Source organism: Cupriavidus sp. BIS7, assembly GCF_000292345.1.
Lineage (GTDB): Bacteria > Pseudomonadota > Gammaproteobacteria > Burkholderiales > Burkholderiaceae > Cupriavidus.
Genome location: NZ_ALOU01000019.1, coordinates 1 through 13,120, shown reverse-complemented (window position 1 = coordinate 13,120; position 13,120 = coordinate 1). Strand labels below are relative to the sequence as shown.

The 13,120-nt window shown below is 63.1% G+C and carries 14 protein-coding genes and 1 pseudogene; 9 read left to right on the top strand and 6 right to left on the bottom strand.

The window, feature by feature from the left end; genetic code table 11:
- Positions 1-2 precede the first annotated feature (2 nt).
- The 4 genes and pseudogenes from B552_RS0106505 to B552_RS28295 form a co-directional block, all read left to right on the top strand.
- Complete coding sequence (locus B552_RS0106505; protein WP_019448199.1) at positions 3-752, top strand: hypothetical protein; 750 nt, start codon at positions 3-5, stop codon at positions 750-752.
- Positions 749-2,179, top strand: coding sequence for a F0F1 ATP synthase subunit alpha (locus B552_RS0106500; RefSeq protein ID WP_019448198.1), 1,431 nt, complete (start codon positions 749-751; stop codon positions 2,177-2,179). Before B552_RS0106505 ends, B552_RS0106500 begins: the two co-directional genes overlap by 4 nt.
- Positions 2,176-3,042 carry a F0F1 ATP synthase subunit gamma gene (locus tag B552_RS0106495; RefSeq protein WP_019448197.1) on the top strand — a complete coding sequence of 289 codons (867 nt, stop codon included), beginning with the start codon at positions 2,176-2,178 and terminating at the stop codon, positions 3,040-3,042. Before B552_RS0106500 ends, B552_RS0106495 begins: the two co-directional genes overlap by 4 nt.
- A gap of 101 nt (positions 3,043-3,143) precedes the next feature.
- Positions 3,144-3,251: pseudogene (locus tag B552_RS28295) on the top strand (type 1 glutamine amidotransferase domain-containing protein); the annotation flags it as partial.
- 89 nt (positions 3,252-3,340) lie between these two features.
- Here B552_RS28295 and B552_RS0106490 read toward each other — a convergent pair.
- The 5 genes from B552_RS0106490 to B552_RS0106470 form a co-directional block, all read right to left on the bottom strand.
- Positions 3,341-3,994: a BON domain-containing protein gene (locus B552_RS0106490; protein ID WP_019448196.1), complete on the bottom strand. Its 654-nt coding sequence runs from the start codon at positions 3,992-3,994 to the stop codon at positions 3,341-3,343.
- A 90-nt stretch (positions 3,995-4,084) separates the two neighbouring features.
- Positions 4,085-5,545, bottom strand: a complete 1,461-nt coding sequence (locus tag B552_RS0106485) for an efflux transporter outer membrane subunit (protein WP_026035388.1) — start codon at positions 5,543-5,545, stop codon at positions 4,085-4,087.
- Positions 5,542-6,633 carry an HlyD family efflux transporter periplasmic adaptor subunit gene (locus B552_RS0106480; protein WP_019448194.1) on the bottom strand — a complete coding sequence of 364 codons (1,092 nt, stop codon included), beginning with the start codon at positions 6,631-6,633 and terminating at the stop codon, positions 5,542-5,544. Before B552_RS0106480 ends, B552_RS0106485 begins: the two co-directional genes overlap by 4 nt.
- Positions 6,630-7,334 (bottom strand): ABC transporter ATP-binding protein, encoded by a 705-nt coding sequence (locus B552_RS0106475; protein ID WP_019448193.1) that lies wholly within the window; start codon positions 7,332-7,334, stop codon positions 6,630-6,632. Before B552_RS0106475 ends, B552_RS0106480 begins: the two co-directional genes overlap by 4 nt.
- The gene (locus B552_RS0106470) at positions 7,331-8,476 is read right to left on the bottom strand and encodes an ABC transporter permease (RefSeq protein WP_026035387.1); all 1,146 of its coding nucleotides are present in this window, start codon (positions 8,474-8,476) and stop codon (positions 7,331-7,333) included. Before B552_RS0106470 ends, B552_RS0106475 begins: the two co-directional genes overlap by 4 nt.
- 421 nt (positions 8,477-8,897) lie before the next feature.
- Here B552_RS0106470 and B552_RS0106465 point away from each other — a divergent pair, with 421 nt between their 5' ends.
- From B552_RS0106465 to B552_RS0106455, 3 genes are all read left to right on the top strand, one after another.
- Entirely contained in the window at positions 8,898-9,308 is a 411-nt protein-coding gene (locus tag B552_RS0106465) for a response regulator transcription factor (RefSeq protein ID WP_019448191.1), read from the top strand.
- Between the two features lie 215 nt (positions 9,309-9,523).
- Positions 9,524-10,165, top strand: coding sequence for a helix-turn-helix domain-containing protein (locus B552_RS0106460; protein ID WP_348599414.1), 642 nt, complete (start codon positions 9,524-9,526; stop codon positions 10,163-10,165).
- 122 nt (positions 10,166-10,287) lie between these two features.
- Entirely contained in the window at positions 10,288-10,821 is a 534-nt protein-coding gene (locus B552_RS0106455; RefSeq protein WP_019448189.1) for a flavodoxin family protein, read from the top strand.
- A gap of 65 nt (positions 10,822-10,886) precedes the next feature.
- On the opposite strand, the gene B552_RS0106450 is transcribed toward B552_RS0106455, so the two are convergent.
- A complete protein-coding gene (locus B552_RS0106450; RefSeq protein WP_348599411.1) occupies positions 10,887-11,981 on the bottom strand; it encodes an adenylate/guanylate cyclase domain-containing protein in 1,095 nt (364 codons plus the stop codon).
- A gap of 210 nt (positions 11,982-12,191) precedes the next feature.
- Here B552_RS0106450 and B552_RS0106445 point away from each other — a divergent pair, with 210 nt between their 5' ends.
- On the top strand, positions 12,192-12,488 hold the full coding sequence (locus B552_RS0106445; protein WP_019448187.1) for a hypothetical protein: 297 nt from the start codon (positions 12,192-12,194) through the stop codon (positions 12,486-12,488).
- Between the two features lie 399 nt (positions 12,489-12,887).
- Positions 12,888-13,120: porin (locus B552_RS27260; protein ID WP_035879520.1), on the top strand; the 233-nt coding region annotated here is incomplete at its 3' end.

Genomic DNA, 13,120 nt, shown 5'->3' with positions numbered 1-13,120 from the left:
CCATGGAACTGGACGCCACGACGTTCGTGCTCGAGATCATCAACTTCCTGGTGCTGCTGTGGCTGCTCAACCGCTTCCTCTATCGCCCGGTCAGGGCTGCCATTGACACGCGCACTAAGGCGCAGGCCAGCCGCCAGCAGGCGCTGGACGAACGGCAGGCCGGCATTGACGCCGAAGCTGCCAGCCTTGCCGAGAGCAAGGCCGAGCTGGAAGCGCGCCACAGGGCCGCAGACGCGGAACTGGCCGACGAGATCGCCGCGTTGCGGCAGAAGCGCCTGGCGGAGCTTGCGCGCGAACTCGACGCCGAACGCGAAAAGGCCAAGGCGCGGCTGGCGCAGCAGCAACAGTTCCTGGCGGCGCAGCAGGAGGGCGAGTTGCGCGAACGCGCGGGGCGATTCGTCGCCGACTATCTTGCGCGCCTGGCATCGCCCGCCGTGGAGGCGGCCGTTGTCGAGCTGTTCCTCGGCGACCTTGACAGGCAGAGCGGGCCCGCCCGGGCGGCACTACGTGACGGATGGTCGGTTCGCGGCGAGGCGCCTCCCAGTGTGGTGGTCAGCACTGCATTCCCGCAGCCGGCAGCAATGTGCAGCCGCGTTGAAGCACAGATCGAGGCGCTGATGGGCGCTAGCGCGCGTACCCGATGGCAGATCGATCCACAACTGCTCGCAGGCATATGCGTCCACTTGCCCGGCCATCTCCTTGAAGCCAGTCTGCGTGGCGGCGTGGACGCGTTTTCCGCACGCGCGGCATGACAACCGCGGAAATCGGTCTCGCCATCGAGGAAGTCGGCACGGTGGTCGGCGTGGCTGACGGCATCGCCTGGCTGCAGGGGCTACCCTCGGTCCCGCTGGGCGAAGTGTTGCGCTCGGCCGACGGCAGCCGGGCCTGGGTCTTTCAGCTCGATGAGCACCTGACTGGCTGCATCCTGCTGGATCAGGCCGAGGGTCTGGCTGCAGGAACGCGCATGCGTCGCAGTGGCCAGCGGCTGACCCTGAACTGTGCGGATGCATTGCTTGGGCGCGTCATCGATCCGCTCGGCCGCCCGCTGGACGGCCTGCCCTTGCCGCCAATGGAATCGCAGCAACCGCTCGAAGCCCGTTCGCCGGCAATCATTGACCGCGACCCCGTCACCCGCCCGTTGTACACGGGCAATACGATCATCGACACGTTGCTTCCCATCGGACGCGGCCAGCGCGAACTGCTGATTGGCGACGACGGCACCGGAAAAAGTTCCCTGGCGCTGGACGCGGTGATTCACCAGCGCGATCAGGGCGTTCGATGCGTGCTGGTGCTGATCGGGCAACGCCGGGCCGAGGTGGCCGAGACCATCCACCTGCTCAACGAGCACGGGGCCATGGCGAACACCACCATCGTGGTGGCCGAAGCGGGCAGCCTGCCAGGCCTGCAGTATCTGGCGCCATTCGCGGGATGCGCGCTGGCGGAATCATGGATGTATGCCGGTCTCGACACGCTGATCGTCTACGACGACCTTGGCAAGCACGCCCAGGCTTACCGGGAGCTGTCGTTGCTGATGCGCCGCCCACCCGGGCGCGAAGCCTACCCCGGGGACATCTTCTACCTGCATTCGCGCCTGCTCGAACGCTCGACACAGCTCAACGCCGCCCGTGGCGGCGGCAGCATGACGGCGTTACCGATCGCTTCCACCCAGCTTGGAGAGGTGGCGAGCTATATCCCCACCAACCTGATCTCCATCACCGATGGCCAGGTCTACCTGAGCACCAAGCTTGTCACCGCCGGCACCTATCCGGCGATCGATCTCGGCATATCGGTCTCGCGAATTGGCGGCAAGGCGCAGGACCGCGCTATCGCTGGCGAATGCAAGCACCTGCGGCTTGATTACCTGCAGTTCCTCGAACTCGAATTGTTCCTGCGCTTCGGCACGCGGCTCGATGACGAGATGGAAGCGCGTGTGCGCCATGGACGCCTGCTGCAGGCCCTCTTTCGGCAGGATCGCCTGGAGCCCCGCCCCATCCGCTACCAGATGGCATGGCTGGTGGCCTTGAATGAAGGCTGGCTTGATGGCCTTGGGGACCCAGCGCTGCAGGCAACCCTTGAGACGCTGCAGCGCCGCGCCAATGACGCGGATGTACCCGCGCTGGACGCACCGCGCGAGCAATGGGTCAACGCCGTGCACAACTGGATCGGCCGGTCGACATGAGCAACCAGGAAGCCTTTCGCAAGCGCGCGGCGCTACTCACGGAGTTGCACGAAATCGTGCAGGCCATGAAGAACGTCGCTGCCGCCGAACTGCTTCGCCTCACCCGCGAACGGCAAACGCTGAAGCAAGCGCTCGGCGCCGTCGCGGGCGGGCTGGCCCGCTGCAGCGAGATGCACCCGCTTGATGTCACGCCTCCGCCGCACACGGCACGCGCGAGCTGGCTGGTGATCGGCGCCGAGCGAGGGTTCTGCGGGACATTCAACGCCCGCCTGCTGCAGGACATGCAGGCCCTGCTGGATGCCGATCCGCAAGCACACGTCTTGCTGGCAAGTCGCCGTATGGGCGATCACTTTGCCGATCACCCTGGCGATCACCTTGGCGATCACCTCGACCCCGCCGATGGCCGATACGTCATCATGCCAGGCTGCGCAGCGGTGGAAGACGCGGCTGCCGCTCTCGACTGCTGGCTACCCGCGCTCGAAGCCGAAGCACGAGACGGCCGCACGATCTGGATGTTGCATACCGCGGACCAAGGCTTCGCCCGACGGCGCCTGCTGCCGGTCCCGGACCTTACCGGCATCGTCCCCGAACCTGCCATGCAGGGCACCTCGGGCCCACCCGCGCACTATTTGCGCGCGCCAGTGCTGCGTACGGCGCTGCGGCAACAGGCGTTCCGGCTGCTTGTGCAGGCCGCGCTCTACGAGTCCCTGGAACACGAGAACCGTTCGCGGCTGACGCAGATGCAGCTTGCACACGAGCATCTGGACCGGCTGGGCCAAGCCCTGCGACAGCGTCAGGCGACACAGCGCCAGGCCGACATCACCAACGAACTGGAAACGCTGACCAGTGTCCTCGCCCGCTGATGCGCTGGCATCGGTCTATGATTCTGGGCATCTATCCTTCTGGACGCTGGACACCCTCGGCAGGCGTCTGATGAACTACCCATTCAATCCAAGGATTTCCTGACTGGCAACCGCACGTTGCGGTGGATGGGCTGCTGATCACAGGGCAAAACCCTGCTTCCTCGGAGCCCGTCGCGCATGCGCTGCTGCAGAACCTGAAGCGAAGCTGAGCACACATCGGTGCGCCCGGAGCCGCCCGGAGCCGTTACCCGGGCGCACCGGGTGCTCACGCACCCGGCCGCCGCTGGTTCCGCCCGGCCTATGGATTGACCCGGATATTGTTGTTGACCGAGGTTACCCCCGGTGCCGACCATGCCGCATTCACCGCGGCCTCGCGTTCCGCCCAGGTACGCAAGCTTCCACCCAGTGTGACAGCGCCGCCCAAGACCGCCACCGTCAAATGGCTGGCATCGCAAGCCGCCTGGCGTTCGATCGCGGACTTGATCAACAGGCTCAACTCCCGCCGATCCGCCTGAGGACGAACCACGATGGCATTGGCCACGCCTGTCACACCAAACAGCCCGGCCACGGCGTGCTCGGCCTCCATGCGCTGGTAGTTCCAGTCAACGGTGCCTGTAAGCGTCACGGCGCCGTGCTCCACCATGATGCTGACGCGATCGTTGGGAATCATCGCGTTCCAGCCCAGTACATTGGCTGCGGCGCGCGCGATATCGGCGTCCGTTCGCTGGCAATCGTCCGGCAGCCGGACATCCAGCTCGACGGCCAGCGCCTTGACACCGGGAATGCGCTTCACAGCGGTCTCAGCCGCGTACTTTTCCGCGACACTGGCCAGGTGCCCGGTCAGCGTCACTACGCCATCGTTGACCTGGACGCCGATCCCGGTCGCGTCGATGGCCGGGTCCCAGTTCAGTTCCTCGATCACGTCCTGCTTGAGTTGGATATCGCCTTTCATGGGTGACCTCGTTTCGTCGAAATCTGGCTGGCAGCACCATCGCTGCTGAATCCAGCCTATTTGGCGCGTGGCAACCCCCGTTGATCGACATCAACGAGACTGCGATGGGCCTTCCCAGCCTCCGCCCAGGGCAAGGTACAGCGCCACGGTGTCCTGCAGCCGCTGCGTATGCGCCTGGATGTACCCGATGCTTGCCTGCTCGAACTGGGCGTTGGCAACCAGGACCTGCAGGTATCCCGCCGTTCCAGCCACGTAATTGGCCTGCACTTCCGTCATCAATTCACGCGCTGCCTGCCGTGCACGGTCCTGGGCATCAACCGCCACCGCGTCATGGTCCAGCGCCCGCAGCGCATCGGCGACCTGCGCGAATGCCGCCAGAACCACCTCGCGGTAATTGGCTTGTGCCGCCTGGTACTGCTCCTGCGCTGCGCGCCGGCGGTAGAAAAGTGTGCCGCCCTCGAAGATCGGCGCCGCCACGGAGGCGGCTACGCCCCAGATGCCGCCTCCGGCCGCGAACAGGTTGCCCGGTAACGTCGCTTCACGCCCGTAGCTCGCACTCAGTTGAATGCTTGGCAGCATCGCGGCCGTGGCCACGCCTACCTCCGCCGCCGCCACGTGCACCTGGGCCTGCGCAGCGAGCACATCGGGCCTGCGTTGCACCAGTTCCGACGGCAGCACGCGTGGCAAATCAGCCGGCAGAACCAGCGAGTCCAATGGCAGTTCCAGTGGTGCCACTTCCGACGGGAAGCGCCCGACCAGCGTCGCACTGAGGTGGTCCGCTTGCTCCATCCTCTGTGCCAGCGGCGGAATGCTGGCTTCGAGCGAGCCGAGCTGGCTTTGCAGACTCAGTTCGCTGGCATGCAACGCGGTGCCGGCGTTCACTTGCGCATGCGTGATCTCCACCTGATCGCGCACGGCCTTTACCAGTTCGTCGGTGGCCGCAATCTGGGCGGCGTAACCCGCGCGGGCGATGGCGGTATTGACCAGCGTGCCAGTCAGTGTGAGCCAGGCCGCGCCGAATGCATAACGCTGTTCTTCCGCCTGGGCAGCCAAGGCCTCAACGGCCCGGCGATTGCCGCCGAACAGATCCAGCGCGTAGCTGACCGTCGCGCCCAGCGTAAAGACATTGAATACACCGGTTGGCGCGCTGCTTCCCAGGCGCACGGGTGTCGTTGTCTGGCGTGAAGCCCCTGCCTGCGCCGCGACCTGTGGGTAGAACACACCCGCACCGGCACGCACGGCGGCATCAGCCTGCCTCAGGTTCGCTTCGGCAACCTGCAGGCTGGGGTTCTCCGCCAGCGCCGCATCCACCGCGCGGTCCAGTTCCGCGCTGCCGAACATCCTCCACCATGCTCCCGGCACAGGCGCACCTGCCGCAAAGTGCTGAGCCTGCCCTTCGCCAGATGGCGTGCTCCCGGCATCGCCACCGCGTACATACTCCTGCACCGATGGCGCAGACGGCGGCACGAAATCGGGCCCGACCGCGCACCCCGCAAGCGCGAACGCCAGCAAGACGGCAGGCGAGATCCGGGAAGGCCAACACGCTGTCACGACACACCGCCGAGATAGACGTCGACCAGTTGGCCGGGATAGATGGCCGGCTGCTGTGGCCGCCTGAAGCGGAAGATCACGGGCAGCACACGCACGTCAACGCGCTCCGTGCGCTGGTCCGAAAGCTGGATCTTCGGGGTCAGGTAAGGCTGGACGCGAACGAACTCCAGCGCAATGCTGGTATCCGTGCCGCGCAGGAACATCCGCGCCTGCGTACCATGCTCCAACTGCAGACGGTGCACCAGAATTTCGTCGACATAGACCCGCACGGCCAGCCAGTCCTGCTGGCTGCTCAGTACGGCCACCGGCTGAGTCCCCTGGGTGTACGTGTCATAGGTCCCCGCCGGCGATACGTAAGCACCGACAGCCGTGTTGACGGACAAGACCACGCCGTCCATTGGCGCCCGGATCACGTACTTCTTCAACAGCGCGTCCGACGCGTCGGCGGCCTTGCGCAGCGCGTCGCGCTGCTTCTCCTGGTTGCGAATGTCGTATGACCATGCCCCGGCGCGCGTGAGGGCAAGCTGCCTGCGCGCCACCACCAGCGCGCTGCGCGCCATGGCTACCGCATTCGTAGCGTTGTCCATGGCGTCCTGGCTCACGGACCTGGCGTCGATCTGCCAGGACTTGTGAAGCTTGTCGTACTGGTCTTCCACGGTTTTCAGGCTTGCCACGGCGGCATCGGCCTGGGCCTGCGCCACCTCCAGCGTCTCCTTGCGCGGCTGCGCCATCAATTGCGCGAGCTGGGCATCGGCGGCATCGGCTTGCGCGGCCTGTTGCGCTGCCAGGGCGCGCTGCACCGAGTCCTCGATGGTCAACATTTCATCGCCACGCTTGATCGCCTGCCCTTCCCGCACCGCGATGTGCACCACGGTGCCGGTCACTTCCGGATACACGTTGACGTTGGCGCCGCTGGCCTGATCACTCTCCACGATGCCATTCGCATAGATGCCGCTGCGATACGGATTGGCCGCTGGCTGGAACATCGGCGGCAGCGGTGGCTTCTGCTGGGCATAGATCACTGCGGCCACCACGCCGATCAGCGCGCCCAGCGCGGATATCAGAAAGAGCCAACGATTCTTCTTCATCGCGCAGTCCCTTTCTCGATGGCCTTGAGGCGGCCATCCTCCATGTCGATGATGCGCGACGCCATGTCGAAGATCCGCGCATCGTGCGTCACGATGACAATGCAGCGTCGTTCATTAAGGATGTTCTCGCGGATGAAGGCCATGATCATGCGGCCGGTTTCGCCATCGAGCGAGGCCGTGGGTTCGTCCAGAATCAGGATGTCCGGCTGACTGACAATGGCCCGCGCAATCGCCACGCGCTGCTGCTCGCCGCCACTAAGCTTGACCGGAGGCAGTTGCGCCCGGTTCTCCAGCCCGACGATCCTGAGGTACTTTCGCGCCTCCGCCAGGGCCTCGGCCCAGTCGTATCGGCGCAGGACCAGCGGAATGGCTATGTTCTCCAGCGTGGTCAGGCGCGGGAACAGGTGGTAGTCCTGAAACACGAACCCGATCTTGGCCAGGCGAAATGCAGCCAGTTCATCGTCACCAAGGCTCCACACGTCGACGCCGTCGATGATCACGCGCCCGCCGTCGGGACGGAGGATGCCGGAGATCACGCTGAGCAGCGTGGTCTTGCCGCTTCCCGAAGGGCCCACGATGAAAAGTACCTCGCCGAAGTAGGCATCGAAACTCACGTCACGCAATGCGTGGGTGCGAGCCTCGCCCTCGCCGAACCATTTCTCGACGCCGTGTGCGGAGATGGCAACTTGTGACACGGTCACCCCCGGAAGATGTCGAACGGGTCGATGCGCAGCACCTTGCGCACGCCGATATAGCCGGAGAATCCGGCTATCACGATGACCATGGCCAACGCCAGACCGAGGTTGTAGAAGGTAATGACCGCCGCGTAGTCGGGGATCTTCAGCCGTGCCAGCGCGATCAGGACCGCGCACAGGCCAATGCCGAGACCGTAGCCAGTCAGCGCTACAAACGTCGCCTGGAACAGGATCATCATGACCAGTTCGCGTCCCTTCGCGCCGATCGCCTTGAGCGCACCGAACTTGTCCAGGTTCTCGACGATGAACGTGTAGAACGTCTGCCCGGAGATCGACAGCCCGACGATGAAGCTGATGACGGTCATAAGCAGGATGTTCGTACCCAATCCCGTCTGGTACTTGTAGAAGTCCGAAATGCGTGCGACGAACTGCGCCTTCGTCAGTGCCAAATAGCCAAGCCGGCTCACCGCGCGCTGGATGCGCACGACGTCCGCCGGGGTTTTCGGCTCTACAAGGATGTACGAGATGGTGTAGCGCGTAGTAGGCAGGTACTGGATCGCTCGCTGGTACGTGGTGTAGAGCGTCGGTATGCCGAACAGCCCGCTGGTCGAGACCTCTGCAACGCCAACGATCACGCCACGATGGTCGTTGATCTCGAAATCCGTGCCGACATCGGGGTTCTCCAGCTTGGAAAGCTCGGCATCCTTGACGACCAGGAAGGCGTTCTCGGCAAACAGATCATCGATGCTGCCGCGAATGACGCTGGGCCGGCCGAACAGACTCGTGTCATCGATGCCGATCACGGTCACCGGCTGATAGGTGCCGCTCCTGAGCCGCACAAGCGCCCCGCCGGAGTAGAGCGGCACGGCAAAGCGCACGCCGTCGATGCTGCGCACGGCGTCCAGCACGTAGTCCGGCATGCCGATCGTGTTGGCCACCGTGTTGACGGCCGGGTCCATGATCCAGATGCTGGCGCCGATGTTGAACACCGTCGACGACGAGCGGTTCAGCACGCCGGCGAACAGCGATGTCATCTCGATCATCAGGAACACCGAGAACGTGAGGCCAACCAGCAGGCCGCTGAATTTGGCGCGGTCGTTGACCAGCAGCTTGTAGGCCAGCAGCAGGATGCCTGCAACGGCCGCCAGCCCCCCCGATCGACCCGAGGCCACATGAGACGAACTGGAGTCGCCGGACAGCACTTTCGCCCCTCAGCGCAAGGCATGGCCCAGGCGCCGGGCCAGCAAAATCCACCGGCCGGCATGGGCACCCGGGGCAACGATTGGATAGGTCACGTCTGTCTCCTGCCTGGCGGTAGACGCCTGAAGCCGCCGCCCACTCGGGCGCCGGTCAGAAGTGATTTGTGGGAGATGCTCTTCAGCTTGGCACTCAGGCGCCTTGCCAGGTTGTTCTGCGTCAAGGCAAAGGCGCTTCGTTGCAGCTGGAATTCGCGGCTTTCCGGAACTTCACCGTTGCGTCAGGGAAGCCTGACAACGCCGCCTCCGCCACTGACGAGACTCTCAGTGACGCCTGCTTTCACAAGAGCGGACCGGTCACGATACTGAATGCATGAATCCATGCACCGAAATCCATTGCCTGACCGTGTACCTGATCGAACGGACGCCGGCCGTCCGGACAAGGCAACTGCAAATGCTGAACAGCCTCTACGGTCTGTATGTGGCGGGCGCTGGCAGCGAAGTGGAAGCCGATGTGCCCCAACTCGTTGCACTGCGGCCCGATGTCGTACTGATTGGACTGAACGCCGCCGAGAGCGCGCCAACGACACGCATCCGCACGCTGGCCGACGCATTGCCGGAAAGCACGCTGATCGTGCTGCCCAACGAGGGAACCCCGCAGATGCGCCGCGCGTGTCTGATGGCGGGAGGCAAGTATTGTTTTGACAAGACACTCGAGGTTGCCGAACTGCGCACGCTGTTGTTGACGATGGCGGACGCGGTCATGCAACGACGGGAGTTCTAACCCGCGGCGCGAGCGCGCATCAGACGCGCGAATCCGCGGTACCCAAGCCAGTTGCTCGCCAGGAGACAACGATGTTCGAGACAGGCTTTGCCACATCGACTGACGTCATCGTCGATGACGCCCCCCAGACTTCAACGCTGTATTTGCACCCGGCCCCCGGGAAGCCATCGCCGGCAACCGCCCAATGCTCCACCTGCATGCTGCGGAACCTCTGCATGGCATCCAATCTGAATCACGCCGATGTCGCGCGCCTGGACAATGCGGTACGCAACTGGCGGCTGGTCAAACAGGGTCAACTGCTCTACAGCGCAGGGGACCTGTTCCAGAATGTCTATGCACTGCGCTCGGGCTCGTTCAAGACTGTCGTGGCGCATCAATGCGGGCGCGAATATGTATCCGGATTCTTCCTGCCTGGCGAAACGCTTGGCCTGGATGGCATTGCCACCGAATCGCATACGTGCGATGCCATCGCCCTCGAGGACAGCACGGTTTGCGTGATCCCGTTCCACCTGCTGGAAGCGCTTTGCCGCGAAATCAAATCCCTGCAGCAGCACGTTCACAAGATCATGAGCGCGGAGATCGTCCGGGAGATCGGTCAAATGGTCCTGCTGGGGAATCTCAGCGCGGAACAGCGGGTTGCGTCTTTCCTCCTCAATATCTCGGACCGGCTCGAGCGCCGCGGCTATTCGCCACGGGATTTCACGCTGCGCATGACACGGGAGGACATTGGCAGCCACCTGGGCATCACACTGGAAACCGTCAGCCGAACGTTGTCCCGTTTCCAGCAGGAGGGAATCATCCGAGTCAATGGCAAGCAAATCGAGTTGCTGGACCGGGAGGCGCTCGACGCCCGTTGATGGAGACGCCCCGCCCTTCCGTTGATACATATCAAGCCGACTGACACGACGACACCTAGTCTTTCCATGACAACCGAGCCATCACGACGTCGGCCCTTGCCAATGGAAAATGGGAAAAAGCCATGCACAACACTGCGGTTGTTTTTTACTCGCGTACCGGCACCACACGACAGGCCGCGCAGATGCTGGCCGATCGACTAGACTGCCCGATCTTTGAAATCGAGGACACGGTCAGTCGTTCCGGCCTATGGGGCGACGTGCGATGTGTGTTCGACAACGTCCTGCAGCGGCACGTGCCCTATCGGTACACGGGCCCGGCCTTGGCAGACTGCGAAAACCTGGTGGTCATGGCCCCCATATGGGTCGGACACCTGGCGGCGCCAATGCGCAGCTTCCTGAAAGACAACCGGAAATTCCAGGGTGGCCTGGCCGCGGTGGCCGTCATGGCCGCGCGCGGCGGCTTCCGCGCCGCAGAAGAAATCGCGATGGCAGTAGGACGGCCTCCGCATCCGGTACTGGTCCTGCTGCAACGAGAGATCGCGGACGGAGAGGCCCTGCAGGATCTCAACGACTTCGCCGCCAGCCTCCAGAACCAGGTCCCGGCGAATCCGCCACAAGCCCCTCGGCCCGCCTGGCTTTCTCCAAACGAGGCCTGAGAACGAAGAAGCGAGTTGGGGGAACGAGAGGGCGAAAGCCAGAGATGCGTCGCGGATTCAACCGGTCAACCCCTTTCGGTTTGCAGGAAGAACTCGACGCGCTCGTCACTGTCCCCCACGGCTTCACCGAACGTAAGCCAGCCGTGGCTCCGGAGCGCGACTTCGTCACGGCGCAGGATGAATGCCTCTTCACCGTCGATGTTGACGTGGGTGCCGTTCGAACTTCTGTCGATCAGCACATACCGCCCAGCACGCGGTTCAACCATCGCCTGGAAGCGCGACGCGCGCCGGTCCGACACCACGATGGTCATGCTGCCGTCGCGCCCGACGGTAACTGGCGCCGAGTCGGCGCTCATTTCCACAAGCGTGTCGCGATATCGCAGCGTGAGAAACGCGCATGCGACTGATCTCGGGCTCATCTCGGCGACCAGTGTCAGGTCGGTGCCCTCTTGCCATATCAATTCGAACAGTTCCACGGGCTGGTCTCTCCCGCGCACCTTGATCGGATAGAGACTGCGTATCCGCTGTCGCAGACTTGCCGACAGGTGTCCCTCCGTATCCTTGCTGGTGATGATCTGCCCTCGCGATGCAAGAGCCGTAAGGCGAGCAGCCAGGTTTACGGTATCGCCAAACACGTCTCCAGAAGCATCCAGCAGGATCGGACCATGGTGAAGCCCAATGTGGACCGACATGGGAATACCGGAAACGGGTGCGAGTTGCGAAACGGCATGCTGGATGTCGACAGCTGCAAGCATCGCTTCATCTGCCGACGGAAACAGCACCATGATCTCATCGCCGATGGCCTTGATGATCCGACCTTGCGAAGCGCAGGCACAGGCCGTCATCACACGGATGCATGCGCCGATTGCCGCCAGGGCTGCCGCATCGCCGGCCACTTCATACAACCGTGTGCTGCCGCTGACATCCGCGAACATCACCGCCCCATCCGACGCGTCGCATTGCGATTCCCGATCCATATACCTCGACACCCCTGCAGCTCTGCCGTGTGTTGTCCGATCGGATCCATGCCCCTCACGATCCTGCAGATGAATTCTGGCACCGCCACTTACGTTGCTCAACCCGAAAGCGCTCAAGCTGCGTCGGTTGCCGATTGCGCCCCATCCAGTTCCTGGACCGTTGGCGGACAGACGGAAATTCATCGGAGATCACTAGCTTTTTTTCTATTGCCCGCCAAAGTAGTTCCTGATGGAGGTCGAATGCAAATCAACCTCCACGCAAAGTAACCCTCTGACATCTTCTGGCCAATATGATCGGGCGTAGAGCAACCGTTTCAGCCGCAATAACAACCGGCCAAGGTTCCCTGCACCGTCTCCGCGCCAGCTCCAGGGCATCAAAGTGAGTGATACATCATGCACACCGTAATCAGGGCATATTCGGGAGCAGGCGCCAAGGAACTCTTCGATTTGCTGGAGAGACGCACTCCTGAGATCGAATCGCTGATGCGCTCTGTCCAGGGCTTTGTCAGCTACACACTGGCCCGAAGCGATGATGGCGAATTTGGCTTCTCGGTTACCGTTTGCAATGACAAGACGGGCGTTGAGGAAAGCAGCCAGAAGGCCAGGGACTGGATCGCCCAGAACACTGCCGGCATTGATGCAAGTGCCCCGACCATCTCGGAAGGACTTGTGATCCTGCACGTCAAGTAGCGGCACGACGCCTTGAGCCGGTCGAGCAAAGCGTTGGCGCCGTCAACGACCGATGAAAGCGGGACGCGCCACCGATGTTTGTCGGGAACCGCCCACCTGCGCCCCGGCGGACCGAGTTCGGCCACAAGCTTGCAGCCACCGCACAAACCCGCGTCTCCGCCCTCCAGTTTGAGTCAGCCGGCTTGAAACTCTCAATGAACGAAATTGTCTTGAATTCGTCACTTGTAATCAATCGAAATAATTCGGAAATTAATCGGAAATTAATTTTGACAAATTCCAAAAATTAATCTGTTTCACTTTCGCGACACTCAGGAATCCCCTAGGTTTGGCCCGAATAAGGATTGCTTCATAGTCACTTCGATCGCTGGGTGGAGACGGCGACATTCTCGGAGGACAACTATGAAATTGAAATACCTCACGGCCGTCGTGGCAGCCCTTACCTCTGCCAGTGCCTTCGCCCAATCAAGCGTGACCCTTTACGGTGTGATCGACGCGGGCCTGGAATTTGTGAATCATGCAGCACCGTTTTCGTCGACGAACGCGGGGGCTGCCTACCTGGCTAACCCGGGTACCGGCAACAACGTGTACCGCGTGAACTCGGGCGGCCTGTCCGGTTCGCGTTGGGGTCTGCG

Coding starts and splice junctions, on each gene's coding strand:
- B552_RS0106505 (WP_019448199.1), top strand. CDS start 3: ATGGAACTGGACGCCACGACGTTCGTGCTCGAGATCATCAACTTCCTG.
- B552_RS0106500 (WP_019448198.1), top strand. CDS start 749: ATGACAACCGCGGAAATCGGTCTCGCCATCGAGGAAGTCGGCACGGTG.
- B552_RS0106495 (WP_019448197.1), top strand. CDS start 2,176: ATGAGCAACCAGGAAGCCTTTCGCAAGCGCGCGGCGCTACTCACGGAG.
- B552_RS0106490 (WP_019448196.1), bottom strand. CDS start 3,994: ATGAAAGGCGATATCCAACTCAAGCAGGACGTGATCGAGGAACTGAAC.
- B552_RS0106480 (WP_019448194.1), bottom strand. CDS start 6,633: ATGAAGAAGAATCGTTGGCTCTTTCTGATATCCGCGCTGGGCGCGCTG.
- B552_RS0106465 (WP_019448191.1), top strand. CDS start 8,898: ATGAATCCATGCACCGAAATCCATTGCCTGACCGTGTACCTGATCGAA.
- B552_RS0106460 (WP_348599414.1), top strand. CDS start 9,524: ATGGCATCCAATCTGAATCACGCCGATGTCGCGCGCCTGGACAATGCG.
- B552_RS0106455 (WP_019448189.1), top strand. CDS start 10,288: ATGCACAACACTGCGGTTGTTTTTTACTCGCGTACCGGCACCACACGA.
- B552_RS0106450 (WP_348599411.1), bottom strand. CDS start 11,981: ATGAATTTCCGTCTGTCCGCCAACGGTCCAGGAACTGGATGGGGCGCA.
- B552_RS0106445 (WP_019448187.1), top strand. CDS start 12,192: ATGCACACCGTAATCAGGGCATATTCGGGAGCAGGCGCCAAGGAACTC.